A 23,999-nucleotide genomic window follows, 5' to 3' on the forward strand; every position below is an offset into this window, starting at 1 on the left:
ACGCGTCCGTCAGCGCGTCAACCAACCCCATCTGGGGACGTTTCCCGTGTCAGTGGCGCACACGGCGCCGCGCCTTCAGGAGAACACGATGAACCGCAAGACCCTGCTTTTCGTGGCCGTGCTGGCCGCCCTCGGTGCCGGTTCCGCACTGGCCGCCACGCAGGCCGGAGATGCACAGAAGCCGGCGCGGGCCAGCCTCGACAAGAACAACGACGGCGCCATCGACAAGGCCGAAGCGGCCGCCCGCCCGCGCCTGGCCGACCGCTTCGCCGAGCTGGACAAGAACGGCGACGGCACGCTCAGTGCCGACGAGCGCCCGCAGCACAAGGGCATGCGGGGTCACGGGCGCCACGGTGGCCCGCGCCACGGCGCGGGCTTCGGCAAGCTCGATACCGACGGCGATGGCCGCATCAGCAAGGCCGAGGCCGCCGCGCAGCCGCGCTTCGCCGAACGCTTCGACACCATGGATGCCAACAAGGACGGCGTGATCGACCGCACCGATCGCGAACTGCGCGGCAAGCAGCGTCGCGACGCGTGGTTCGCCAAGGCTGATGCGGACAAGGATGGCAAGCTGACCCGTGCCGAGATCGACCAGGCCGATGTCGCGCGCCGTGCCGAGTTCCAGCAGCGCCTGCAGGCACGCATGGACGAACGGTTCGCTGCTTCGGATGCGAACAAGGACGGCCGCCTGTCGCGTGACGAGGTGAAGGACAGTCGCCTGGCCGGGCGCTTCGACGCGCTCGACACCAACAAGGATGGTGTCCTGTCGAAGGACGAACTGGCGGCGGGCAAGCCCGTCCGTCGCTGAAGACGGTCACGTGCACCCGGTTGCCCGGGTGCACGTGCGGCCTCAAAGCTGCAGGCGGCCCGACATCAGCAGCCCGGCGAGCAGGCCGGCCGTTGCCAGCGTGAACCCCAGCACGCAGCCCCATACGCGCCAGGTACGCTGGCGCTGCATGCGGCGACGTTCGCCTTCGGGATCGAGCAACAGGTCCCGCGCGTGGCGGCGCTGCAGGATGCGGGGGAACCAGCGGCCCGAGGTCCACCCGATCACGGCCATGTACGCCAGCGTCAGCGCCATGTGCGGCATCCAGCCGGGCATCCGGGCCAGGGCCGTGATGCCGATGACGAACACCAGGATCGCGACGGTGTTGACGGCGCCATAGCGCAGGAGGTCATCGCGCTCGCGTGCGTCGAGCGGATCCCGCAGGTACTTGCGGATACCGAACCACACCGCACCGATGCCCACCAGGGTGCCGAATGCAGTCGCGCCCAATCCGCCTCCCAGCAACTTGAGCAGGCCCTTGCCGGCGACCGCGCCGCCGGTGCCCAGCACGACCGCGCCTGCCGACGGCGGCGCCGAGATCGCGAGCATGCCGAGCACTCCGCTGGCGAACGCGGCCGATGGCGCCGACGTACGCGCGAATTCGCCGAAGCGCGTGATCAGTTCTTCGCGCACGTACTGGCGTGCACGCGACAGGCGCTTGCGCGCGGCGGCGTCGGTGATGCCCAGCAGGGACGCGACGTGGTGCGAGCGCTGCCCTTCGCGGTAGTAGAGCAGCAGCACTTCGCGACTGTCCTCGGGCAGGGCGGCGATGACCTCGCGCGCGGCCTGTTCCTGCTCGGTCTGCAGCAGCGTCTCGGCCGGCGTGGGCGCGGTGTCGGCGGCCAGCGTCAGTGCAATCTCGGCGGTTTCGCCGGTCATCGGGCGGCGTCGCTGCGCGCGCAGGTGGTCACGGGCCAGGTTGCGGGTGATCTCGCGCAGCCAGGGCAGGAAACTGTCGGGGTTCTTCAGGGTCGCCAGCTGGCGCCAGCCTTTCAGGAAGGCCTCCTGCGCGATGTCCTCGCTGGCCTGTACGTCGCGGGTGATCGCCAGGGCGATGCCGGTCACCGCGTTCTGGCACAGCGCGACCACGCGGCCGTAGGCGGCCTGGTCGCCGCGCGCTGCTGCGGGCAGGGTTTCCCGCAGGGAGAGTTCTATCGTCAGGGCATCCATCGGGGTTCCATGTGGCCGGGTAGTGCAGGCACGACGACCGGCGGCAGGAAGTGTGACCCAACCACGCGCGCTTGGCGCTAGAGCGTCAGCCGACCGCTGCCGACCAGAGCGTAGAGCACCGCGGCGACGGCCAGCACGCTGGTGAGCGCCACTGCTTTCCGCCCGATCACGTAGTCGTAGCCCCGCCGCCGCGAGGCATTGGCGGGGTGCGAAAGGATCGGGTCCATGATCCTGGGCAGCGTGACCAGGTACTGGTAGTTGATCACGCACATGCCGGCCAGCATGACCAGTGCGATCGCCACCCAGCCGGTCGCCAGCACCGTCGCCACCATCAGGCAGAACAGCCAGACCGAGCCGGACGTGGTATTGAGCACCATGAAGCGGCGTACCTGCAGCCGTTCCTGCGCCGTCTGGCAGAACCGCGCGAGGTACCACCAGGTGAAGGCATAGCCGATCAGGCCGCCGACCATGCCGCCCATCGCGCCGGCGAGTGCCGCAGGATGCTGGGTGATCTGCTCGACGATCACGCCCAGCGAGCCACCGGCGACGCCGCCGGTCACTCCGCCCGTCGTCAGCCCGCTGGTCCCGAGCTTGCCCGCCAGACCGCCTCCGAGCACGCCGGAACCGATGACCGTCGCCGCGCTCGCGGCGGGCATCGCGCCGACCAGCCCGCCCAGCACGATCATGGTGAAGGCCGCGCCCGGCGCGGTGGAGCGGGCGAACTCGCCGAAGCGTTGCAGCAACTCGTCGCGCACCAGTGCGCGTGCCCGCGACAGGCGCTTGCGCACGGCCGCATCGCTCAGGCCCAGCAGTTCCGCGACCTGCTGCGAACTCTGCCCCTCGCGGTAGAACAGCAGCAGCGCCTCGCGGCTGTCCTCGGGGAGCGAGGAAATGATGTCGGTGGCGACGATTTCCTCTTCCGTCTGCAGCAGGCGCTCGGCGGGCGTGGGGTCCGGGTCGGCGGCCATGCCGATGGCGATCTCGGCCACTTCCCCCGACATGGGACGGCCATGCTGTGCGCGCAGCCAGTCGCGGGCGAGGTTGCGGGTGATCTGGCGCAGCCAGGGCAGGAAGCTGGCGCTGTTCTTCAACCGGTCGAGCTGCTGCCAGGCCTTCAGGAAAGCTTCCTGCGCGATGTCCTCGCTGGCCTGCACGTCGCGGGTGATCGCCAGCGCGATCGCGGTGACGGTGTTCTGGCAGGCGTGGACGATGCGGCCGTAGGCCTCCTGGCTGCCGCGCGTGGCGGCGGGCAGTTCGGCCTGCAGCATCAGGTCCAGGGCGAGGGTCGTCATGGCGTCAGGATCATCGGGTGGGCTGATGACCCTGACGGGCCGGGAAGACGGATGTGACCGTGCGCGGTCAGCCGCCGGTGGCGGGCTGGATGCGGATGCGGTCTTCCTCGGGCGCCTCGTCCGCGGGGGCAGGCGTCGCGGGTTGTTCCCGTGGCACCGGGACGGGCGCTGCGGGGGGCGGCACCGGGCGCCGTATCCACATGACGACGGCGGCCAGGGCAATCAGGGCCAGCAGGATCAGGCGGATGCGCCAGGCCCAGGAGCGCTGCGGCGTGGCCGCGGGTTCCTGGTCGCTGCGAAACGTCAGCGTGGTCGCATAGCCAGGGCGCGTGGTTTCCATCAGGCCGGCCTCGCGCAGCAGTTCGCGCGCGCGCGGCTGGTCTTCGGCATGGCGCACCCATACGGCGGGCTGCAGCTGCGCCTTCACCGGTTCGGTGTAGCTGAACTGCCCGCCGCGTTTGCTGTGGTACGAGCGGCCGTTGCTGATGAAGACGGGAACGCCCGCATCGCTCAGCAGCTTGGCGACGCCTTCGACGGTCTCGATGCGCTGGCTGGAAAAGACTTGCCGCATGGGTATGCCCTCAGTCCTTCGCGGGGACGGCCGAGGCCGCTTCGGCGTCCGGCACCACGCGGATCAGGCCTTCCTGCGCGGTGCTGGCGACCAGGCGTCCCTGGCGATCGAAGATCTGCCCGCGCGCCAGTCCGCGCGAGCCGCTCGCGCTGGGACTGTCGATCGAATAGAGCAGCCAGTCGTCGGCACGGAACGGGCGGTGGAACCACAGCGCGTGGTCCAGCGATGCCATCTGCACGTTCGGCTGGTAGTAGCTGATGCCGTGCGGGTAGGTGGCCGTGCCGAGCAACTGGAAATCCGAGGCATAGGCGAGCAGGGCGCGGTGCAGTTCGGGCGAATCGCCGACCGGCTCGCTCAACCGGAACCACACCTGCTGGAACGGCGGACGCTTGGGCGGATTCAACTCGTCGCGAGGGTAGACGTGGCGGAATTCGAACGGGCCGCGTCGCGACAGCCAGCGCTGCACCTTCGGCGGCAGCGCGGCCATGACCTCCGCGGGCACCGGCGGCGCGGGCGGGATGTCTTCCGGCTGCGGCACTTCCGGCATCGACAGCTGGTGCTCGGCGCCTTCTTCCTCGGCCTGGAACGAAGCCGCGCAGAAGAAGATCACGCGGCCGTGCTGGATCGCAGTGACGCGACGCACCGAGAAGCTGCCGCCGTCGCGCGTGCGATCCACTTCGTAGACGATCGGCGCTTCGATGTTGCCGGCGCGGAGGAAGTAGGCGTGCAGCGAATGCGCGCGGCGCTCTTCCTCACCCCCACCCACCGTGGCCTGCGCGGCCGACAGCGCCTGGCCGAGCACCTGGCCGCCGAACACGTACTTGGTGCCGATATCGCGGCTCTGGCCGCGGAACAGGTTGTCTTCCAGCCGCTCCAGCGACAGCAGTTCGATCAGCTCGGAGACGACGGGTTCGGGTGCGGGCACGGCAGGGCCTGGAGTCTTGGCGAACGGCGATTATACCGGCCGCCCGTGCGCGGCCCGTCAGGGCAGCAGCCGCTCCAGCGGAGTCGTGCGCAGCACCGCGTCCCACGGGAACAGCGGGCCCGGGTCCATCTTCCGCGGTACCAGGACGCCCGGATCGTCGCTGGCGGGCTCGCGCGTGGTGTCGAGGTCCTCGTGGCCGGCGATGTAGCGCAGCGCGGGCAGCGCGTGCCGCAGGTGCGCCAGCAGCGCCGACAGGGCCTCGATCTGCGCCTCGGTGTAAGGCTCTTCCATCGACTGGCGGCCCACGGCGAGCCAATCGGGGTAACGGCCGGTGTTTACCAGCTCGATCCCTACCGACCGCGGGTTGTAGCCACGCACGTGGTGGGCGACGTGTTGCGGGCGCACGTAGACGTGCACGGTGCCATCGCGATCGATGTAGTAGTGGCCGCTGTTGCCGGTGCCGGAGGCATGCAGGATGCGCTCGCCGTACTCGCGTGCCATCGCCATGTCCGGCAGCTCGGTGCAGTGGATGACGACCAGGTCGATCTGTTCCAGCGGCCGGATGTCCAGCTTGGCCTCGTAGGGCAACAGGTTAATGACGGGGGTGAAGGGCAGGTCCGTGCGCATGCTGGGATGCTAGCAGGCAGGGCGGGGAACGGGCTGGCCACGGGCCGCTCCGGTAAACTGGCGGCCTTTCCTGTCGCGGGTTTCCCATGCCGCTCAATCCCGAATCCCCGTTGGCCAAGCTCATGGCCACCCTGCCGCGTGCCGGCAAGGTGGACTGGATCGGCCTGCGACCGGCCCGCGACGAGGTCATGGTCGCCACCGACGCCGTCGAAGCCGTCACCGGCGCTGGCCTGATCGGCGACCGCTACAAGGGCGGCAGCGGCAAGCGCGGCATCACCCTGATCCAGGCCGAGCACCTGCCGGTGATCGCGGCGCTGGCACAGCGAGCGGACTTGCAGCCGTCGCTGCTGCGGCGGAATGTGGTGGTGTCCGGCATTCCGCTGGTCGCACTGAAACAGCGCCGGTTCCGCATCGGCACGGCGATCTTCGAAGGGACCGAGGATTGCGACCCATGCTCGCGGATGGAAGACGCGCTGGGCCCCGGCGGCTACAACGCGATGCGTGGCCATGGCGGCCTGTGCGCGCGGATCGTCGAAGGTGGTTCGTTCCGCATCGGCGATCCGGTGGAAGCGCTCTGATGCGCGGCCACTGCATCCTGTCGCACGGGTTCGAAAGCGGTCCGGACGCCACCAAGGTCACCGCGCTCGCCGACGTGGCCGAACGCCTGGGCTGGACCCACGAACGCCCCGACTACACCGACCTCGACGCACGCCGCGATGTCAGTTCGCTCGGCGACGTGGTCGCGCGGCTGGAACGCCTGCGCTCCCTCGCGCACGCCGCCGCATCGCGTGGGCCGGTGGTGCTGGCCGGTTCCAGCCTGGGCGCCTACATCGCCGGCCGAATCTCGCTGGAGGTGCCGGTGCGAGGCCTTTTCCTGATGGCGCCGCCGATCACCATGGGGCCATTGCCGCCACTGGACGCCGCACCGGTGCCTGTCTCGGTCATCCATGGCTGGGATGACGAGCTGATCCCCGCGCAGGCCGTGACCGACTGGGCGCATGCGCGCCGCGCGCGCCTGCTGCTGGTCAACGACGGGCATCGCCTGTCCGACCATGTCGCCGCTTCGGCGGATGCATTCGGGCAATTGCTCGCCGCTCTCTGACGTATCGAGGTTTCCTTTGAAGTTCTTCGTCTCCTGCGCCAAGGGCCTGGAATATCTGCTCGCCGACGAACTGCTCGCGCTCGGGGTGCGCCAGGCCACCGCCACCATCGCTGGCGTGAATGCCGACGGCGAGCCCGTGGACGCGCAGCGTGCCGTGCTGTGGTCGCGGCTGGCCAGTCGCGTGCTGTGGCCGATCGATGAGTTCGAATGCCTGAACGAACAGGCGCTGTACGACGGCGTGATGGCGATCGCGTGGGAAACGCACACGCGCCCCGAACTGACGCTGGCGGTGGATGCGCACGTGTCGGGCGAGGCGATCACCCATGCGCGCTATGCCGCGCAGCGCGTGAAGGATGCCGTGGTCGACCGCCTGCGCCAGCAGGGCCTGGAGCGACCGTCGGTGGATGTCGAACAGCCGGACCTGCGCATCAACCTGTCGCTGCGCAGGAACCGCGCGACGATCTCGATCGACCTTGGCGGTGGGCCCATGCACCGCCGCGGCTGGCGACAGGCGCAGAACGAGGCGCCGCTCAAGGAGAATCTCGCAGCGGCCGTGCTGATGCGCGGTGGCTGGCCGGCGCTGTACCACGAGGGCGGTGCGCTGCTCGATCCGATGTGCGGCAGCGGCACGCTGCTGATCGAAGGTGCGCTGATGGCGGCCGATGTCGCGCCCGGCCTGCAGCGCCACGGCCCGGCGCTGCCCACGCGCTGGCTCGGCTTCGATGTCGATGCATGGCGCACCCTGTTCGCCGACGCCGTGCAGCGCGAATCGGAAGGCCGCAAGGCGCTGAAGCCGGTGTTCTTCGGCAGCGACGTCGACCTGGGCGCGATCCGCGCCGCGCGTGACAACGCGGTGCTCGCCGGACTCGCGGGTCAGTTGCAGTTCGAGACGCGCGATGTCGCCCAGCTGCCCGCGCGCGATGAACTGCGCGGGCTTGTCGTCTGCAATCCGCCCTACGACGAACGACTCGCCGCCGATGCCGACCTGTACCGCGCGCTCGGCGATGCGCTGCAGCGCGCCGTGCCGCAATGGCGCGCCAGCCTGCTGTGCGGCAATGCCGATCTTGGTTATGCCACCGGTTTGCGCGCGGCCAAGAAGTACCAGCTGTTCAACGGCGCCATCGAGTGCGCGTTGATCGTCTGCGATCCGGTCGCCACGCCCGCCCGCGAACCGCGCGAGGCCAGGCCGCTGTCGGACGGCGCCCAGATGGTCGCCAACCGCCTGCGCAAGAACCTCAAGAAGTTCAAGGCCTGGCGCGCGCGCGAGGGCATCACCTGCTACCGAGCGTACGACGCTGACCTGCCCGAATACGCGGCGGCCATCGACGTCTACGTGGAAGAGGGCGGACAGGCCCGAACGTTCCTGCACGTGCAGGAGTACGCCGCGCCGGCCACCATTCCCGAGCACGACGTGCGTCGCCGTTTCAGCGAACTGCTGGCCGCCACCCGCGAGGTCTTCGGCGTGCCGCAGGAACAGATCGCGGTGAAGGCGCGCGAGCGCGGCAAGGGTGGGTCGAAGTACGGACGCATGCAGCAGCGCGACGAATTCATCGTCGTGCGCGAGTCGGGCGCGTTGCTGCGGGCCAACCTGTTCGACTACCTCGACACCGGCCTCTTCCTCGATCATCGGCCGCTGCGGCGACGGATGGCGCAGGAAGCGCGCGGCAAGCGGTTCCTCAATCTGTTCTGCTACACCGGCGTGGCCAGCGTGCAGGCTGCGGTCGCGGGTGCGTCGGGCACGACCAGCGTGGACCTGTCGGCGACCTACTTGCAGTGGTGTGCGGACAACCTCGCCGAGAACGGCCTGGGCGGCGCGAAGCATCGCCTCGTGCAGGCCGACGCCGTGCGCTGGCTGGAGGCCGAGCAGGCCGAGTACGACCTGGTCTTCTGCGATCCGCCGACGTTCTCCAACTCCGCGCGCGCCGACGACTTCGACGTGCAGAAGGAGCACGTGCGGCTGTTGCGCGCCGCGGTTGCACGGCTGGCGCCGGGCGGGGTGCTGTACTTCAGCAACAACTTCCGCCGGTTCAAGCTGGACGAGAACGCGGTGGCGGAATTCGCGCGCTGCGAGGACATCAGCGCCAGCACGATCCCGCCGGACTTCGAACGCAACGCCCGCATCCACCGCGCGTGGCGGTTGACGCGGGCGTAACGCCGGGCGTCAGCCGACGATCAGGACGAAGTCGCCACGCTGCGAGGCCATCGACAGCGCCAGTGTGCTGTGGCGGGAGGCCAGGTCGGCGGCGGTAAGCGCGGTGCTCGGTGGATGGGCGCGGTAGCTGGCGTCGTCGGACAGCGTGTCGCGCACCACGTAGCCCATCAGCACGTTGACCAGTTCGCCCAGCGCATCCACGGCCAGTTCGTCGTCGCACTGCGCGGGCGGGATCGACAGCAGCGAGCACGCCATCGCCTGCATCGTGGCGCGGGAGCAGCCGACGCCCACCAGCAGGGATTCCGCGCCGGCTTCGATCCGCACGTGCGCGGTCACGTCGCAGGCCTCGAGCGCGCTGTCGTCTGCGATCCCGGAGGCTTGGCACTGGCTGCCCATCAGGCGCGGAAACAGGCGGTTGCTGACGCGGATCGCGCTGGTGGCGGCATCGGCGAGCGCATGCCCGGCGATGCCGAGGGCCAGCGCATGGTTGGCTTCGTCCAGATCGCGGCGGTGCGCGACCAGTTCGGCTTCCAGCTGTTCGGCGGTCAGGGCGCCCTGTTCGACCAGGATCTGACCGAACAGCTTGCGGCCCTTCTTCTGCGCCGCCAGCAGCACGTCGAGCTGGCCCGCATCCAGCAGGCCCATCTCCAGCGCGATGTCGCCGAAGCGGCGATCCTCGGCCCGTTGGCGGTCGTTGATGCGGCGTGCCTGGGCCGCGTCCAGCATCTGGTGATGCACGGCGAGCTCGCCGAGCAGGGGATTGGAGGCGCGCTGCGCGTCCAGCGCGGCCAGCAATTGCGCCGAGGTGATCGCGCCGCGTTCCAGCAGGAACTGGCCGAGGAATTTAGCTGCCATGGTCTGGTCTCGTACGGAAGTTGAAGGAGGACGTGCGCGGCGGTCAGGCGACCGCTTCGTGCAACACGCGATCCATCACTTCCGGATCGATGGGCTTCTGCAGGTACGACTTGGCGCCCAACTTCAGGCACTCCTCGATATCACCCTGTCCACCGAGCGAACTCAGGATCACCACCCGGGCCTGCGCGTCGAGCGACAGTATCCTGCCGAGCGCCTGTTTGCCATCGCATTCCGGCATCACCAGGTCCAGCAGGACGACATCGGGTCTGAGAGCCTGGTACTGGCTGACGGCTTCGTGGCCGTTGCCGGCTTCGCCGACCACTTCGAAGCCGCAGTCTTCCAGCTGGCGGGCAGCCAGCATGCGCAGTGCGCGCGAATCGTCGCAAAGCAGGACGGTAGGACGTGACGCCATGGTGATGGATCCCCCTGTTGGATCGTGGAGGCCCCGCGACGCGTTCGGCGCGGGGCGACATGTAGGCACTATCGGCCCGTACGGGGAGATCTTGAGGCGGGAGGCGGAGCGAGACGGAATCGCGCTGCGGACGGCCGGGGGAGAGGCGGTCCGTCCGCAGCGCGCCGCGATCAGAAGTCGATGCGGGCGGCGAGGGAGACCGGCATTGAGACGCGCTTGCCCGTGTCGTTGATGGAGCCAAGGCCAAGCCCGCCGATGGCGCTGTCGTCGCCTTCGAGGTCCGCGACATAGCGCACGCCCGCCTGTGCGGTGATGCTGAACTTCTCGCTGACCGGAATCAGCACGCCCACGTCGACGCCTGCGCTGGCGGCCCACTTCTTCTCGGTGAAGGGGGCATTGGCGATGGTGATGCCCGCATCGGGAATCTCGAACGTGGCGCTGATGTCGTCGGTCTGGGTAGCGCCGAGACGGCCGGCGATGAAGGGACGGGTGTAACCCGGTTCCATGAAGTAGTGGCGGTAACCGGCTTCGAGGGTCAGGGCCTTGTAGTCGCTGAAGGTGCCGTAGACGGGCAGCGTGGTGTTCAGGGCCGGCACGAACGCACCGCCGACCTGCACCGTACCCGGATCGGTCTCGACGCGACGGACCTGCCCGAAGACCTCCGCGTTCTGGTTCAGGCCGTAGGAGAACTCCAGGCCATAGCCCATCGCGTTGTCGTAGATCTCCTCATGGGAACGCGGCTGGATGCGCAGTTCCGCGCTGACGCCGGCGAGGGCGGGGTTCAGCGGGCCCAGATCCGGAACGGGCGCGATGGCGCCGTCGTGCACGTCGCCGCTGATGGGCGTATCGATGCCACCGAAAACGGACATCGACCACTTGCCCTGTTCGGGACCAGCGGCATAAGCGGGCGCGGAGAGCACGAGCGACACGGCCAGCACGGAAAGCGACTTCTTCATCGGGGAACTCCTCCAGGGGGAAAGGCCGACACCTTGCGTGTCGGATGCCTGCACTACGCAGGCGGGCCCCCACTGGATGCGTTGCGACGCACGCAACGTAAGTGCGCTTTTGTTCACGCCGCGTCGACATCCGATGCGATGCAGGTGATTTCACGCAGCCTTCACTGCGTTGCGTTCAACGGTTCAACGACGCGTGTCGGCGGTGTGGGGCACTCCACGTGCGAGCGCTTCCTCGATCGACGTGAAGGCAGAGTGTGCGCCAGCCGGCGACGCACCCACGTCCGTGGCGAAATAGACCACACCGGTGCCCGCCTGACGGTCGAGCCACAAGCCCGAGCGTAGGCCGTAGGCATCGCCGGAATGACCGACGCGCGCGACGCGGTCGCCGAACGGATCGTCGCCGCAGCCTTGCACCGGTGTCGCCAGGGTCTGCACGGCGAGGCCGTACCGGCAGAAGAAGGCCTTGTTCTGCCCGCCTCCGGTGTCTTCTTCATGCGTCACGCCATTGCCGCCGTCGAACGTCCATTGCGGAGCGACCATCGTATCAACGCTGGCGGATGACAGCAGGCGTATGCCATCGACTTCGCCACCGTCGAGCAACAGGCGACCGATCTTCGCCAGTCCATTCGCCGAGATGCGCAGGCCGCCCTGCGGCGAGAACAGCGCCCCGTTCACGCCGGGCTTCCAGCGGGCGAGGTCGCAATCGGCACCGTCCTCGACGACCACGGCGCAGGCCGGCTTGCCCGTGCGGTTCTCGTCGCGCACCGGTGCGCGGTCGCGATACAGCACCACGGCGCGCGTCGCGGTTGCGGCATCGCAGCTCTCCCAGTTGAAGCAGGCATCCAGCTTCAGCGGTTCCAGCACCAGCCGCTGCATCAGCCGGTCGAAGCGCTCGCCGGTGACGTTCTCCATCGCCATCGCCACCAGCGGGAAATTGAGGTTGGTGTAGCGGAAGTGCGTGCCGGGTGCGTGCGCGTCGTCCCAGGCCTTGGGGTCGTCGAGGATGCCCTTCAGCGGTTGACCCAGCGGTGTGGCGTAGTAGCCGGCGGCATCGGTCAGGCTGGATCGGTGCGACAGCAGCAGGCGCAGCGTGATCGGCGTGGCGGGGAAGCGCGGGTGGCGCAGCGTCCAGCCCAGGTAGGTCGAGACGTCGGCATCGAGATCGAGCTCGCCGTCCTCGACCAGCCGCATCACGCCGATCGTGGTCACCAGCTTGGAGATGGAGGCGACACGCACGGGGTCGTCGGCGGTCACCTTGCGACCGGTGGAGAGGTCCGCCGTGCCTTCCGCATGGGTACTGACGACGCCGTTGCGGTCGAAGGCGACGCGCACCTGGGCGACGGGCCCGGCCGCGGACGTCACCGTGGAGGCCGTCAGGCAGGCAAGGCAAAACAGAATGCGGAGGGAACGCAGGGACATCGGCCAGCACCTCGAGGGAACCGGCCCCGACTTTACTTCATCGTCGGCATCACGAACTCGGCGGCATGCGTCTCGGGCCAGCGGGCGGTGATCGTCTTCAGTCGCGTGTAGAAACGCACGCCGTCGGGACCGTGCACGTGCAGGGGACCGAAGATCGAACGCTTCCAGCCACCGAAGCTGTGGAATGCCATCGGCACGGGGATCGGCACGTTGATGCCGACCATGCCGGCCTGCACCCGGTGAGCGAATTCGCGCGCCGCGCCGCCGTCGCGGGTGAACACGGCGGTGCCGTTGCCGTATTCGTGCTCGTTGACCAGGCGCAGCGCGGCATCGAGGTCGGGCACGCGCATGACGCACAGCACCGGCCCGAAGATCTCCTCGCGGTAGATCGTCATCTCCGGCGTGACGCGGTCGAACAGGCAGCCACCGAGGAAGAACCCATCCGCGTGCCCATCGACGACATGGCCGCGGCCATCGACGACCAGGCTCGCGCCTTCCGCAACGCCGGCATCGACATAGCCGCGCACCTTGTCGCGGTGCGCGCCGGTGACCAGCGGGCCCATTTCCGGGTCGAGGCAGCCGGGGCCGATCTTCAGCGCCGCCACTTTCGGAGCCAGCGTCGCCACCAGCGCATCCGCCGTGGCATCACCCACGCAGACCGCGACCGAGATCGCCATGCAGCGCTCGCCGGCAGAGCCGTAGCCGGCCCCCAGCAGCGCGGACACCGCGCCATCCAGGTCGGCATCGGGCAGCACGACCATGTGGTTCTTCGCGCCGCCCAGGGCCTGCACGCGCTTGCCGTTCGCGGAACCGCGCGCATAGATGTATTCGGCGATCGGCGTGGAGCCGACGAAGCTCAGCGCCTGCACGCGCGGTTCATCGAGCAGCGCGTCCACCGCGGCCTTGTCGCCGTGGACGACGTTGAACACGCCATCCGGCAGGCCCGCCTTCTTCAACAGGTGGGCCATGAACAGCGCCGCGGACGGATCGCGCTCCGAGGGTTTCAGCACGAAGGTGTTGCCGCAGGCCAGCGCCACCGGGAACATCCACAGCGGCACCATCGCGGGAAAATTGAACGGCGTGATGCCGGCGACGACGCCGAGCGGTGCGTACTCGCTCCAAGAGTCCACGTCGCGGCCGACGTTCATCGAGTGCTCGCCCTTCAGCAGGTGCGGGATGCCGCAGGCGAACTCCACCACTTCCAGCCCGCGGGTCACCTCGCCGCGCGCGTCGGAGAGCACCTTGCCGTGCTCGGAGGTGATGATCTTCGCCAGCTCGCCGGCCTGCGCCTCGAGCAGTTCCTTGAAGCGGAACATCACCCGCGCGCGGTTCAACGGGGTCGTCGCGGCCCACGCGGGAAAGGCGGCGGACGCCGCGTCCACCGCCTGCTTCACGTCGTCGGCCGAGGCCAGCGGCACGCGTGCGGTGACAGTGCCGGTGGCGGGGTCGAACACATCGCCGTGGCGGCCGCTGCCGCCCTCCACCCGCTGTCCGTTGAAGAAATGGTGCAGCGCTTCGGTCATGACGGACTACCTGGTGGAATCCCTCGCCCCGCGTGCGGGGAGAGGGTGCCCGGAGGGCGGGTGAGGGGCGACGGCGCCCGTGCGGAAGGTGCGATGAGGTGTCGAGTGTCCGGGTGTTCGAGTGTTTCGGTGCGACGTAGGGCGGTTCGGCTCCGGCGTGCCCCTCATCCGCCCTTCGGGCACCTTCTCCCCGCATCTGCGGGGAGAAGGGACAGCGTCTTACGCCAGCGCCTCGCGCGCCGGCACGTAGGTGTAGCCCAGGTCGTCGGCGACCGCCTTGTAGGTGATCTTGCCGGCGTGCACGTTGAGGCCGTTGAGCAGGTGCTCGTCGTCCAGCAGCGCCTGCTTCGCGCCCTTGTTCGCCAGCTGCACCGCGAAGGGCAGGGTGGCGTTGGTCAGCGCGAAGGTGGACGTGCGGGCGACGCCGCCCGGCATGTTGGCCACGCAGTAGTGGATGATGCCGTCGACTTCGTACGTGGGGTTCTGGTGGGTGGTGGCCTTCGACGTCTCGAAGCAGCCGCCCTGGTCGATCGCCACGTCCACCAGCACAGAACCCGGGCGCATCAGCTTCAACTGGTCGCGCGAAACCAGCTTGGGCGCCGCCGCACCGGGGATCAGCACCGCACCGATCACCAGGTCGGTATCGGGCAGGCGTTCCTCGATGGCATCGCGGGTGGAGTAGATCGTGGTCAGCTGGTGGCCGTACAACTCGTCCAGATACTTCAGGCGGTCGAGCGAACGGTCGAGGATGGTGACGTGCGCGTTCATGCCCATCGCCATGCGTGCGGCGTTGATGCCGACCACGCCGCCGCCGATCACCAGCACTTCGGCCGGCTTCACGCCGGGCACGCCGCCGAGCAGCACGCCGGAGCCACCCTGCGCCTTCTCCAGCGCGTGCGCACCGGCCTGGATCGACATGCGGCCGGCCACTTCCGACATCGGCGCCAGCAGCGGCAGGCCGCCCTTGCGGTCGGTGACGGTTTCGTAGGCGATGCAGGTGGCGCCGGAGGCGACAAGCGCCTTGGTCTGCTCAGGATCGGGCGCGAGGTGCAGATAGGTGTAGAGCACCTGGCCGGGGCGCAGCATGGCGCACTCGTTCGGCTGCGGCTCCTTCACCTTGATGATCATGTCGGCGCGGGCAAAGATTTCCGCCGCGGTGTCGACGATCTCCGCGCCGGCCTTGACGTACTGCTCATCGGTCAGGCCGATGGCCTTGCCGCCGTCGCGCTGGACGATGACCTGGTGGCCATTCGAGACCAGCTCGCGCGCACCGGACGGCGTAAGGCCGATGCGGTATTCGTGGTTTTTGATTTCCTTGGGGACGCCAATCAGCATGTTGCTCTCCAGTAGCGGGAAGGGGCTTCGCGCGAGGGGGAGCGCTGGGGCCGTTGATCCGTAATTTTACGCGGTTGCCCGTATGGTGTCCGCCAGGATGTTCACGATCCGGTCGATGTGGCCCTTCTCCACGATCAGCGGGGGCGACAGGGCGATCACGTCGCCGGTCACCCGGGTCAGCAGGTGGCCTTCGTGGAAGGCGCGGGCGAAGACGTCGTAGGCCCGGGTGCCGGGCGCACCCTGGCGCGGGGCCAGTTCGATGGCGCCGACCAGGCCGAAGTTGCGGATGTCGATCACGTTCGGCAGACCCTTCAGCGAGTGCAGAGCCTCCTGCCAGTAGTCGCCCAGCGACAACGCCTTGTCGAACAGGTTTTCCTCTTCGTACGTGTCCAGCGTGGCGAGCGCGGCGGCGCAGGCCAGCGGATGGCCGGAGTAGGTGTAGCCATGGAACATGTCGATGGCGTTGTCGGGCCCGCTCATGAAGGCATTGAACAGGCGCTCGGAGACGAACGTGGCACCCATCGGCACGCAGCCGTTGGTGATGCCCTTGGCGGCGGTCATCATGTCCGGCGTGACGCCGAAGCGCTGCGCGCCGAAGGCATGGCCGACGCGGCCGAAGCCCGTGATGACTTCGTCGAAGATCAGCAGGATGCCGTGCTTGTCGCAGATCTCGCGCAGCCGCTGCAGGTAGCCCTGCGGCGGGATGACCACGCCGGCCGAGCCGGAGATCGGCTCGACGATGACCGCCGCGATCGTGGAGGCGTCGTACAGCGCGATCTGGCGCTCTAGATCTTCGGCCAGTTCGATGCCATGCGGCGGCAAGCCTTTCGAGAATGCATTGCGCGACACGTCCAGCGTGTGGCGGATATGCGAGACCGCCGACAGGCCCGGGCCGAACCACTTGCGGTTGTTCGGCAGGCCGCCCACCGACATGCCGCCGAATCCGACGCCGTGGTAGCCCTTCTCGCGGCCGATGAAGCGCGTGCGCTGGCCTTCGCCGCGCACGCGGTGGTAGGCCAGGGCGATCTTCAGTGCACTGTCGACCGCTTCCGAGCCGGAATTGCTGAAGAACACCTTCTTGAGGTCGCCCGGCGCCAGTGCGGCCAGGCGCTCGGCCAGCTTGAACGGCAGCGGCGAGCTCATCGAGAAGTTGGGCGCGAAGTCGAGCGTGCCGATCTGCTGCTTCACGGCCTCGACGATGCGCGGCCGCGAATGGCCGGCGTTGCAGCACCACAGGCCAGCCGTGGCATCCAGCACCTCGTTGCCGTCGACATCCTTGTAGTACATGCCCGACGCGCTGGCGAGCAGCCTCGGCTTGGCCTTGAACTGCTTGTTGGCCGTGAACGGCATCCAGAAGTGGTCGAGCGAGGCGGGCGCCTCGAGGTTCTGGCGGGCGTAGTGATCGGCCAGGGCGCGGGAAGAAGTGTCGTCGGCGCTCATCGCGGCTCCAGGGGCGGGGCGGATGGGCGCAGCTTAGCGCGTTGAAAAAACTTTACAACCGTGCCGGAGGTCGGATTCGCCGCACTGTCCCGGCCCCGCCCGACTTCGTTTACTTGCCTGCCGAATATCGTGGAGAGCCCGGATTGACCGGCCTGCCCGGGGGTGTAAAGTATCCCGCAACACTTTCCGCTTTCCTGCCAGGGTGGTGATGGACATCGGCGCGCGCCTGCAACTGGTCCGCAAATCCAAAGGCCTCAGCCAGCGCGAGCTGGCCAAGCGCGTGGGCGTCACCAACAGCACCATCTCGCTGATCGAGCAGAACAAGGTCAGCCCCTCGGTCAGTTCGCTGAAGAAGGTGCTGGACGGCATTCCGATCTCGCTGGCCGATTTCTTCACCCTGGACCTGGAGAAAGGGCTGCCCGACAGCCCGTTCTATGTCGCCGACGAGCTGCCGGACGTTGGCAGCAACGGCATCCACTACTTCCTCGTGGGCCAGCATCGCCCGCAGCGCCAGATGTGCATCCTGCGCGAAGTGATGCCGCCCGGCAGCGATACCGGCGACAGCATGCTGTTGCACGACGGCGAAGAGGGCGGCGTGGTGATCGCCGGCGAAGTGGAGGTCACCGTCGGTGAGCAGGTCCGCGTGCTGAAGGCCGGCGAGGGCTACTACTTCGAAAGTCGCACGCCGCATCGCTTCCGCAATGTCGGTGAAGAAGATGCGGTGATCGTCAGCGCGAATACGCCGGCAACGTTTTGAAATCATACCCCTCTCCCAACGGGAGAGGGGTTGGGGTGAGGGGCGATGGAGTCCGGATGATTCGGACAACGCATCTCCGCTCGCCCCTCATCCGGCGCTTCGCGCCACCTTCTCCCGCTGGGAGAAGGGAACACAGCCAGGAGTTCCCATGAGCACCCCCCGCACGCAACAGGACTGGCAGGCCATGGCCGGCATGCTGTCGATCCGCACGCAGGCCTTCATCGACGGCAAATACGTCGATGCCGCCTCGGGCAAGACCTTCGACTGCTTCAGCCCGATCGACGGCCGCGTGCTCGGCCAGGTGGCCGATGGGCAGGAAGAGGACATCAATCGCGCCGTCGCCGCTGCGCGCCGCAGCTTCGATGCGGGTGCGTGGTCCAACGCGCGGCCGACCCATCGCAAGAAGGTGCTGCTCAAGCTCACCCAACTGATCGAACGGCATGCTGACGAACTGGCCTTGCTGGAATCGCTCGACATGGGCAAGCCGGTGGGCGACGCGCGTAGCGTCGACGTCGCCGCGACCATCCGCTGCATGGGCTGGACCGCCGAGGCGCTGGACAAGGTCTACGGTGAAGTCGCCGCGACCGGCCAGGACGAACTGGGCCTGGTGACGCGCGAACCGCTGGGCGTGATCGGCGCGATCGTGCCGTGGAATTTCCCCCTGCTGATGGCGACGTGGAAACTGGCCCCGGCGCTGGCGATGGGCAACTCCATCGTGCTGAAGCCCTCGGAGAAGTCGCCGCTCACGGCGATCCGCCTGGCCGAGCTGGCGATCGAAGCGGGCATCCCCGCCGGCGTGCTCAACGTGGTGCCGGGCTTCGGCAAGACCGCGGGCGAACCGCTGGCGCTGCACATGGACGTGGACGGCCTGGTGTTCACCGGTTCCACCGCGGTCGGCAAGCGCCTGCTGCAATGCGCGGGCCTGTCGAACATGAAACGCGCGTACATGGAGTGCGGCGGCAAGAGCCCGAACATCGTGTTCGCCGATGCGCACGACCTCGAGGTGGCGGCGAAGGCCGCGGCCGGCGGCATCTTCTACAACCAGGGCGAAGTCTGCACCGCGGCCTCGCGCCTGCTGGTGGAGCGTTCGATCAAGGATGAGTTCGTCGCCCGCGTGGTCGAGGCCGGCAAGGCCATGCGCCCGCGCCATCCGCTCGACCCCGGCGCGCCGATGGGCGCGATGGTCGATGAAGGTCAGACGCAGCGCGTGCTCGACTACATCGAGAAGGGCAAGGCCGAGGGTGCCCGTCTGGCGCTGGGCGGCCTGCGCGCCGACGTGGTAAACGGCGGCTGCTACATCGAGCCGACCGTGTTCGACGACGTGGCGCACGAGCACACCATCAGCCGCGAGGAGATCTTCGGGCCGGTGCTGTCGGTGATCGCGTTCGACAGCGAGGAAGAAGCGCTGCGGATGGCCAACGACAGCGAGTACGGGCTGGCGGCGGGCGTGTGGACGCGCGACATCAGTCGCGCGCACCGCGTGGCGCGCAAGCTGCGTGCGGGCAGCGTCTGGGTGAACTACTGGGACGGCGGCGATATGACCGCGCCCTTCGGCGGCTACAAGCAGTCCGGTAACGGCCGCGACAAGTCGCTGCACGCCTTCGACAAGTACACCGAAATCAAGGCGACCTGGATCAATCTGGGGAGTTGATCCCATGCTCCCTTCTCCCCGCAAGCGGGGAGAAGGTGCCCGGAGGGCGGATGAGGGGCGTGCGCGAACTCGGCGTCGTCGCGGTGCCTGTTTTGCGTGGATTCCGTTCGCCCCTCACCCGCCTTCGGCACCCTCTCCCCGCACGCGGGGAGAGGGGACTCACGACAAGAAGTTCTTCTGCCAGAATCGCCCACGTCCCACCGACCGGCCCGTCCATGACCGCCACTGCTGCCCCCGCGCCGGCCAATTCGCCGCGCCGCGTGCTGTTCGCCAGCCTGATCGGCACCACCATCGAGTTCTTCGATTTCTACATCTACGCGACGGCCGCGGTGCTGGTGTTTCCGCACCTGTTCTTCCCGCAGGGAGATCCGACCACCGCGACACTGCAGTCGTTCGCCACCTTCGCGCTGGCGTTCATCGCGCGGCCGGTGGGGTCGGCGCTGTTCGGTCACTACGGCGACCGCATCGGACGCAAGGCGACGCTGGTGGCGGCGCTGCTGACGATGGGTATCTCCACCGTGCTGATCGGCCTGCTGCCCACCTACGCGCAGGTCGGTATCGTGGCGCCCCTGCTGCTGGCGCTGTGCCGGCTGGGGCAGGGGATCGGGCTGGGCGGCGAGTGGGGCGGTGCGGTGTTGCTGGCGACTGAGAACGCGCCGCCCGGCAAGCGCGCGTGGTACGGCATGTTCCCGCAGCTCGGGGCACCCCTGGGCTTCCTGTTCTCCACCGGCATCTTCCTGCTGCTGACCGCAGTGATGAGCGATGCGCAGTTCCTGGCCTGGGGCTGGCGCATTCCGTTCGTGGCCAGTGCGGTGCTGGTGTTCGTCGGCCTGTGGGTGCGGCTGAGCATCGCCGAGACGCCGGATTTCCAGAAGGCCCTGGACCGCGACGAGCGCGTCAAGGTGCCGATGCTGACCACCGTGCGCGAGCACCCGTTCGCCCTGGTGACCGGCACGCTCGCGCTGGTGGCCACGTTCGTGCTGTTCTACCTGATGACCGTATTCGCGCTGAGCTGGGGCACGTCGAAGCTGGGCTACACGCGCGAGCACTTCCTGATGCTGCAGATGGTCGGCGTGCTGTTCTTCGCCCTGACCATCCCGGTGTCGGCGTTGTATGCGGACCGGTTCGGGCGGCGCAACGCGATGATCGTCGCCACGCTGCTCATCATCGGCTTCGGCTTCCTGTTCGCTCCGCTGCTGGAGTCCGGCAGCGACCTGGGCGTACTCGCGTTCCTGGCGCTGGGGCTGGGCGCGATGGGGCTGACCTATGGCCCCTGCGGGACGATCCTTGCAGAGATGTTCCCCACCGCCGTGCGCTACACGGGTGCGTCGCTGGCGTTCAACCTGGCCGGCATCCTGGGGGCATCACCGGCGCCTTACATCGCTACGCGGCTGGGTGAACGCTACGGATTGGCGTCGGTGGGCTGGTACCTGGCCGGCATGGCCGCGCTGACGTTGCTGGCCTTGTTGGCGATGCCGCGCCGGCGGTAAGGCATCCACGCTCGCAATGGGGCATCACATGGTCGTGCGCATGGCGCACGCTACGATCTCGCCGCCATGATTCGTCACGTAGCGTGCGCCACGCGCACGTCCGCAGGATCTCTCCCCAAGCGCACACAGCACGCTACCCGAACAGGCGCTTCACGGTGCGGGTGAGCCAGCCGCCCTGCTGGTGATCGCGGACGAACTGGTTGAGGTGGCGCTTGACCGAATCCGCGTAGGCCTTGTCGTCGTTGCGGATGTGGTTGAACAGCCAGCGCGACAGCATGCTGCGCAGCTCGTCCACGATGTCTTCGCCGGCCTCGAAGCGGAGCCGGTACTCGGACACGCGCTTGGTGAATACTTCGTGCACGCGCTTGTGCGCGGCGCTGAACGGATAGCCGGCTTCCTCCATCAGCTCTTCCTCGAACGCGAAGTGCGACAGCGTGTAGTCGACCAGCTCATCGATCACTTCGCCGACGGCGAAACGCTCCCTCGACTTCTGGGTCACGTGCAGATGGTTGATCATCTCCACGATGCGCCGGTGCTGGCCATCGATGATGTCGATGCCGGTGTCCATGTCGTCCTGCCAGATCAGCAGTGTCATGTTCGGATCCCCTGCCGGCGGATGCCGGAATGCGGGGAAATCTAGGTACGCGCTGCACTTGCAGCATTGATCCCGATCAATGCCGCATGCGACGGACAGTCGCAGGGGCCGTGATGACCGGTGTGGGAGCGACGTGAGTCGCGAGCTCTTGCTTCAGCGACTCGAAAGCTCGCGACTCACGTCGCTCCCACAGGGAAGAATTTCAACCGCTCGACACCACCCGGTTCCGTCCACCGGCCTTCGCCAGGTACAGCCGCCGGTCCGCTTCGCTGAGCAGGTGATTGAGGGTCTGGCCGGGAAAGCGCGTGCGGAACACGCCGACGCTGACCGTCATCTTCAATGTGCGCTCGCCGATGTCGACGTCGAGGGCCTCGATCGACGCGCGCAGCGATTCGAAGTAGTCCACGGCTTCGCTTTCGCCCAGGTACGGCACCAGCGCGCAGAACTCCTCGCCGCCGAAGCGCGCGATCAGGTCCTGCGTACCCGCATGGCGCGCGATGGCCTGGGCGACGGCCTTCAGTGCGATATCGCCGGCTTCGTGGCCGTGGGTGTCGTTGATGTGCTTGAAGTGGTCGATGTCGATGATGGCGGCCGTCACCGACTGTTGCCTGCCCAGGGTGTTCGGAAGCAGGGCATGGCACTCGGACAGGAAGTGGCGGCGGTTGGGCAGGCCGGTGAGGAAGTCGCGGGTGGCGAGGTCCTGCAGGGTGCCGATCAGTTCCAGCTGGTCGATGTTCTGCGAGACGCGGCAGAAGAATTCCTCGCGCGAGAACGGCTTGTGCAGGAAGTCGTTGGCGCCGCTCTTCAGGAAGCGCGGGACCAGGCTGCCATCGCTGGTACCCGAGATGCCGATGATCGCCAGGTGGTCGCGGGCGTGGCGCGCACGCAGGCGGCGGGTGAACTCGTGGCCCTTCATGCCGGGCATTTCCTGGTCGACGATCGCCAGGCGGATGTCGGGGTTGGCGTCGAGCATGGCCAGGCCGGCCTCGCCATCCGCCGCTTCCACCACGCGGAAGCCGTACATCGACAACAGCGCGGCCGCGTGCTGGCGGGCGGAACGGGAGTCGTCCACGATCAGGGCGGCGATGCGGCGGTTGCGTTCCAGGCGCTGCACAAGCCACACGAGATAGTCGATGCTGCCGGGCGTGTTCTTGAGGACGTAGTCCACCACCTGCCGTCGCAGTACCTGCTCGCGCAGCGTGTCGTCGTAGACGCCGCTGACGACCACGGTGGGCAACTGCCGGGACAGGAAGAACTCCACCACCTCGTCGTGGCTGCCGTCGGCCAGGACCAGGCTGGTGACCACCATGAACCAGTCCGGATGCTTCTCCAGCGTCGTGCGCGCCTCGTCCAGCGTGGCGGCGTAGACGACCGGCAGGCTGAGCTTCTGTTCGATCGCTTCGCCGATCAGGCGCGCATGCGTGCGCGAGTTCTCCACCACCAGGATCCGCTGGGGCAGGGGCGATTGGCTGGCGATGGCGGATACGGCGCGTTGCGGACTGGACATGCTCGGGAAGGCCGAGGAAGGTTTCCTTTCATGTCTATCGGCCCGGGCGGACGGGACTTGAGAGCGGCGTCACGGAATGAGCGGCTGCCGGCGCCGCTCACCAAAGGGTGTCGCGCAGCTTGTACCAGGCCATGCCGGCGACCAGGAGCGGCGTGCGCAGGGCACGGCCACCCGGGAACGGGTGGTGGTCGATCTTCTCGAACAGGTCCAGCCGCTCGGATTGACCGCGGATCGCCTGGGCGAGCGTCGTGCCCGCCAGGCACGCGGCGATCAGTCCGTGCCCCGAGAAGCCCTGCGCGAAGTACAGGTTCGGCGCCAGCCGGCCCCAGTGCGGCGCACGGTTGAGCGAGATGTCGATCATTCCGCCCCACAGGTACTCGATGCCCACGTCGCGCAACTGCGGGAATACGCGGTGCATGCGGCGCGTCATCACGCCGCGCAGGTTCGGGGGCGTCATCGTCGAATAGCTGGCGCGACCGCCGAACAACAGGCGGTGGTCGCGGCCCAGCCGGAAGTAGTCCAGCGCCCAGTTGGTGTCCGCCACCGCCATGTCGTTGCGGATCAGCGCGCGCGCGCGCTGCTCGCCCAGCGGCGGCGTGGCGGCGATGTAGGTGCCCACCGGCATCATGCGCGATTCGAGTTCCGGCGCGATGCCGCGCAGCAGCGCGTTGCCCGCGAGGATCACGGTATCGCAGGCGACCTCGCCCTGCGCGGTCTTCAGCCGCGGACGCGTGCCCCGTACGAGCTGCGTCACGCGGGAAGCTTCGAAGATGCGCACGCCCGCATCCAGCGCTGCGCGTCCGAGCCCCAATGCATAGGCGAGCGGATGGAGATGGCCGCTGACCGGATCGTACATTGCGCCAAGATAGCGGTCGCTGGCGAGTTCGCCGCGCAGGCGCTCGCGATCCCACCACTGCACGGGGTGGTGGTAGCGCGTGTTGAACTCCTCCACGGCCTCCTGCACGTCGCGTTGCTGGCGCGCCTTGATCGGTACGGTGGCGTGCCCGTCGCGCCAGTCGCAGTCGATGCCGTGCCGGTCGATCCGCCCGCGCAGCCAGCGCAGGCCGTCGATCGACAGGTCGAACATCTTCTTCGCATCGTCGAAGCCGACCAGCGCTTCGAGCTTCGCTTCGCCGCAGCTGAAGCCGGCAATGGCCTGGCCACCATTGCGGCCCGAGGCGCCCCAGCCGATGCGCTCGGCTTCCAGTACGACCACCTTGTAGCCGGCTTCGGCAAGTTCCAGCGCCGCCGACAGGCCGGTGTAGCCGGCGCCGAGGATGCAGACGTCGGCCTCGATGCGGCCTTCCAGTGCCGGCTGCGCGGGCAACGGCGTCGTGCTGGCGGCGTACCAGCTGTCGGGATAGGTATGCGCGGACGTCATGCGGGCAGCGCCT

Annotated in this window: 22 protein-coding genes; 7 read left to right on the plus strand and 15 right to left on the minus strand. The window is 68.3% G+C overall.

Features of this window, described 5'->3' with window-relative positions:
- Window positions 1-88: 88 nt before the first annotated feature.
- On the plus strand, window positions 89-808 hold the full coding sequence (locus Q0907_RS03425; RefSeq protein ID WP_299341507.1) for a calcium-binding protein: 720 nt from the start codon (window positions 89-91) through the stop codon (window positions 806-808).
- 42 nt (window positions 809-850) lie between these two features.
- On the opposite strand, the gene Q0907_RS03430 is transcribed toward Q0907_RS03425, so the two are convergent.
- The 5 genes from Q0907_RS03430 to Q0907_RS03450 form a co-directional block, all read right to left on the minus strand.
- On the minus strand, window positions 851-1,996 hold the full coding sequence (locus tag Q0907_RS03430) for a sigma-70 family RNA polymerase sigma factor (protein WP_299341509.1): 1,146 nt from the start codon (window positions 1,994-1,996) through the stop codon (window positions 851-853).
- 77 nt (window positions 1,997-2,073) lie between these two features.
- Complete coding sequence (locus Q0907_RS03435) at window positions 2,074-3,288, minus strand: sigma-70 family RNA polymerase sigma factor (RefSeq protein WP_299341512.1); 1,215 nt, start codon at window positions 3,286-3,288, stop codon at window positions 2,074-2,076.
- A 67-nt stretch (window positions 3,289-3,355) separates the two neighbouring features.
- Window positions 3,356-3,859: a DUF2007 domain-containing protein gene (locus tag Q0907_RS03440; protein WP_299341515.1), complete on the minus strand. Its 504-nt coding sequence runs from the start codon at window positions 3,857-3,859 to the stop codon at window positions 3,356-3,358.
- Window positions 3,860-3,869: 10 nt separating this feature from the next.
- Window positions 3,870-4,784, minus strand: a complete 915-nt coding sequence (gene tesB / locus Q0907_RS03445) for an acyl-CoA thioesterase II (RefSeq protein ID WP_299341518.1) — start codon at window positions 4,782-4,784, stop codon at window positions 3,870-3,872.
- Window positions 4,785-4,841: 57 nt separating this feature from the next.
- Window positions 4,842-5,411, minus strand: coding sequence for an N-acetylmuramoyl-L-alanine amidase (locus Q0907_RS03450; RefSeq protein WP_299341521.1), 570 nt, complete (start codon window positions 5,409-5,411; stop codon window positions 4,842-4,844).
- 86 nt (window positions 5,412-5,497) lie between these two features.
- On the opposite strand from Q0907_RS03450, the gene Q0907_RS03455 reads away from it, so the two are divergent.
- Genes Q0907_RS03455 through rlmKL form a run of 3 tightly spaced genes read left to right on the plus strand, consistent with a single transcriptional unit; the run spans window position 5,498 to window position 8,665 of the window.
- Window positions 5,498-5,989 (plus strand): MOSC domain-containing protein, encoded by a 492-nt coding sequence (locus Q0907_RS03455; protein WP_299341524.1) that lies wholly within the window; start codon window positions 5,498-5,500, stop codon window positions 5,987-5,989.
- Complete coding sequence (locus Q0907_RS03460) at window positions 5,986-6,513, plus strand: YqiA/YcfP family alpha/beta fold hydrolase (protein ID WP_299342610.1); 528 nt, start codon at window positions 5,986-5,988, stop codon at window positions 6,511-6,513. The genes Q0907_RS03455 and Q0907_RS03460 overlap by 4 nt, the downstream gene beginning before the upstream one ends.
- 16 nt (window positions 6,514-6,529) lie before the next feature.
- Window positions 6,530-8,665 (plus strand): bifunctional 23S rRNA (guanine(2069)-N(7))-methyltransferase RlmK/23S rRNA (guanine(2445)-N(2))-methyltransferase RlmL, encoded by a 2,136-nt coding sequence (gene rlmKL / locus Q0907_RS03465; protein ID WP_299341527.1) that lies wholly within the window; start codon window positions 6,530-6,532, stop codon window positions 8,663-8,665.
- A 9-nt stretch (window positions 8,666-8,674) separates the two neighbouring features.
- On the opposite strand, the gene Q0907_RS03470 is transcribed toward rlmKL, so the two are convergent.
- The 7 genes from Q0907_RS03470 to Q0907_RS03500 all read right to left on the minus strand — a co-directional run bounded on the left by Q0907_RS03470 (window position 8,675) and on the right by Q0907_RS03500 (window position 16,605).
- On the minus strand, window positions 8,675-9,520 hold the full coding sequence (locus Q0907_RS03470) for a chemotaxis protein CheX (RefSeq protein ID WP_296280943.1): 846 nt from the start codon (window positions 9,518-9,520) through the stop codon (window positions 8,675-8,677).
- Window positions 9,521-9,563: 43 nt separating this feature from the next.
- Entirely contained in the window at window positions 9,564-9,932 is a 369-nt protein-coding gene (locus Q0907_RS03475) for a response regulator (RefSeq protein ID WP_296280945.1), read from the minus strand.
- A 170-nt stretch (window positions 9,933-10,102) separates the two neighbouring features.
- The gene (locus Q0907_RS03480) at window positions 10,103-10,888 is read right to left on the minus strand and encodes a hypothetical protein (protein WP_299341530.1); all 786 of its coding nucleotides are present in this window, start codon (window positions 10,886-10,888) and stop codon (window positions 10,103-10,105) included.
- A 183-nt stretch (window positions 10,889-11,071) separates the two neighbouring features.
- Entirely contained in the window at window positions 11,072-12,307 is a 1,236-nt protein-coding gene (locus Q0907_RS03485; protein WP_299341533.1) for a serine hydrolase domain-containing protein, read from the minus strand.
- A gap of 32 nt (window positions 12,308-12,339) precedes the next feature.
- Window positions 12,340-13,830, minus strand: a complete 1,491-nt coding sequence (locus Q0907_RS03490; protein WP_299341536.1) for a CoA-acylating methylmalonate-semialdehyde dehydrogenase — start codon at window positions 13,828-13,830, stop codon at window positions 12,340-12,342.
- Window positions 13,831-14,049: 219 nt separating this feature from the next.
- The gene (gene ald, locus Q0907_RS03495) at window positions 14,050-15,165 is read right to left on the minus strand and encodes an alanine dehydrogenase (RefSeq protein ID WP_296283069.1); all 1,116 of its coding nucleotides are present in this window, start codon (window positions 15,163-15,165) and stop codon (window positions 14,050-14,052) included.
- A 66-nt stretch (window positions 15,166-15,231) separates the two neighbouring features.
- Entirely contained in the window at window positions 15,232-16,605 is a 1,374-nt protein-coding gene (locus Q0907_RS03500) for an aspartate aminotransferase family protein (protein WP_299341539.1), read from the minus strand.
- 208 nt (window positions 16,606-16,813) lie between these two features.
- On the opposite strand from Q0907_RS03500, the gene Q0907_RS03505 reads away from it, so the two are divergent.
- From Q0907_RS03505 to Q0907_RS03515, 3 genes are all read left to right on the plus strand, one after another.
- The gene (locus Q0907_RS03505; protein WP_296283067.1) at window positions 16,814-17,362 is read left to right on the plus strand and encodes a cupin domain-containing protein; all 549 of its coding nucleotides are present in this window, start codon (window positions 16,814-16,816) and stop codon (window positions 17,360-17,362) included.
- Between the two features lie 148 nt (window positions 17,363-17,510).
- Entirely contained in the window at window positions 17,511-19,013 is a 1,503-nt protein-coding gene (locus Q0907_RS03510; protein ID WP_299341542.1) for an aldehyde dehydrogenase, read from the plus strand.
- Between the two features lie 215 nt (window positions 19,014-19,228).
- Window positions 19,229-20,503 carry an MFS transporter gene (locus Q0907_RS03515; protein WP_299341545.1) on the plus strand — a complete coding sequence of 425 codons (1,275 nt, stop codon included), beginning with the start codon at window positions 19,229-19,231 and terminating at the stop codon, window positions 20,501-20,503.
- A gap of 133 nt (window positions 20,504-20,636) precedes the next feature.
- On the opposite strand, the gene Q0907_RS03520 is transcribed toward Q0907_RS03515, so the two are convergent.
- The 3 genes from Q0907_RS03520 to Q0907_RS03530 all read right to left on the minus strand — a co-directional run bounded on the left by Q0907_RS03520 (window position 20,637) and on the right by Q0907_RS03530 (window position 23,986).
- Window positions 20,637-21,098, minus strand: coding sequence for a bacteriohemerythrin (locus tag Q0907_RS03520; protein ID WP_299341548.1), 462 nt, complete (start codon window positions 21,096-21,098; stop codon window positions 20,637-20,639).
- 202 nt (window positions 21,099-21,300) lie between these two features.
- Window positions 21,301-22,605, minus strand: coding sequence for a diguanylate cyclase (locus Q0907_RS03525; RefSeq protein WP_299341551.1), 1,305 nt, complete (start codon window positions 22,603-22,605; stop codon window positions 21,301-21,303).
- Between the two features lie 97 nt (window positions 22,606-22,702).
- On the minus strand, window positions 22,703-23,986 hold the full coding sequence (locus tag Q0907_RS03530) for an FAD-binding oxidoreductase (protein ID WP_299341554.1): 1,284 nt from the start codon (window positions 23,984-23,986) through the stop codon (window positions 22,703-22,705).
- Window positions 23,987-23,999: the final 13 nt, after the last annotated feature.

The sequence above is a fragment of the uncultured Pseudoxanthomonas sp. genome (assembly GCF_947498795.1).
Classification (GTDB): domain Bacteria; phylum Pseudomonadota; class Gammaproteobacteria; order Xanthomonadales; family Xanthomonadaceae; genus Pseudoxanthomonas_A.

Coding starts and splice junctions, on each gene's coding strand:
- Q0907_RS03505 (WP_296283067.1), top strand. CDS start 16,814: ATGGACATCGGCGCGCGCCTGCAACTGGTCCGCAAATCCAAAGGCCTC.
- Q0907_RS03455 (WP_299341524.1), top strand. CDS start 5,498: ATGCCGCTCAATCCCGAATCCCCGTTGGCCAAGCTCATGGCCACCCTG.
- Q0907_RS03530 (WP_299341554.1), bottom strand. CDS start 23,986: ATGACGTCCGCGCATACCTATCCCGACAGCTGGTACGCCGCCAGCACG.
- Q0907_RS03435 (WP_299341512.1), bottom strand. CDS start 3,288: ATGACGACCCTCGCCCTGGACCTGATGCTGCAGGCCGAACTGCCCGCC.
- Q0907_RS03470 (WP_296280943.1), bottom strand. CDS start 9,520: ATGGCAGCTAAATTCCTCGGCCAGTTCCTGCTGGAACGCGGCGCGATC.
- Q0907_RS03500 (WP_299341539.1), bottom strand. CDS start 16,605: ATGAGCGCCGACGACACTTCTTCCCGCGCCCTGGCCGATCACTACGCC.
- Q0907_RS03475 (WP_296280945.1), bottom strand. CDS start 9,932: ATGGCGTCACGTCCTACCGTCCTGCTTTGCGACGATTCGCGCGCACTG.
- Q0907_RS03430 (WP_299341509.1), bottom strand. CDS start 1,996: ATGGATGCCCTGACGATAGAACTCTCCCTGCGGGAAACCCTGCCCGCA.
- Q0907_RS03425 (WP_299341507.1), top strand. CDS start 89: ATGAACCGCAAGACCCTGCTTTTCGTGGCCGTGCTGGCCGCCCTCGGT.
- Q0907_RS03525 (WP_299341551.1), bottom strand. CDS start 22,605: ATGTCCAGTCCGCAACGCGCCGTATCCGCCATCGCCAGCCAATCGCCC.
- Q0907_RS03490 (WP_299341536.1), bottom strand. CDS start 13,830: ATGACCGAAGCGCTGCACCATTTCTTCAACGGACAGCGGGTGGAGGGC.
- Q0907_RS03450 (WP_299341521.1), bottom strand. CDS start 5,411: ATGCGCACGGACCTGCCCTTCACCCCCGTCATTAACCTGTTGCCCTAC.
- Q0907_RS03515 (WP_299341545.1), top strand. CDS start 19,229: ATGACCGCCACTGCTGCCCCCGCGCCGGCCAATTCGCCGCGCCGCGTG.
- Q0907_RS03520 (WP_299341548.1), bottom strand. CDS start 21,098: ATGACACTGCTGATCTGGCAGGACGACATGGACACCGGCATCGACATC.
- Q0907_RS03440 (WP_299341515.1), bottom strand. CDS start 3,859: ATGCGGCAAGTCTTTTCCAGCCAGCGCATCGAGACCGTCGAAGGCGTC.
- Q0907_RS03480 (WP_299341530.1), bottom strand. CDS start 10,888: ATGAAGAAGTCGCTTTCCGTGCTGGCCGTGTCGCTCGTGCTCTCCGCG.
- Q0907_RS03510 (WP_299341542.1), top strand. CDS start 17,511: ATGAGCACCCCCCGCACGCAACAGGACTGGCAGGCCATGGCCGGCATG.
- ald (WP_296283069.1), bottom strand. CDS start 15,165: ATGCTGATTGGCGTCCCCAAGGAAATCAAAAACCACGAATACCGCATC.
- Q0907_RS03485 (WP_299341533.1), bottom strand. CDS start 12,307: ATGTCCCTGCGTTCCCTCCGCATTCTGTTTTGCCTTGCCTGCCTGACG.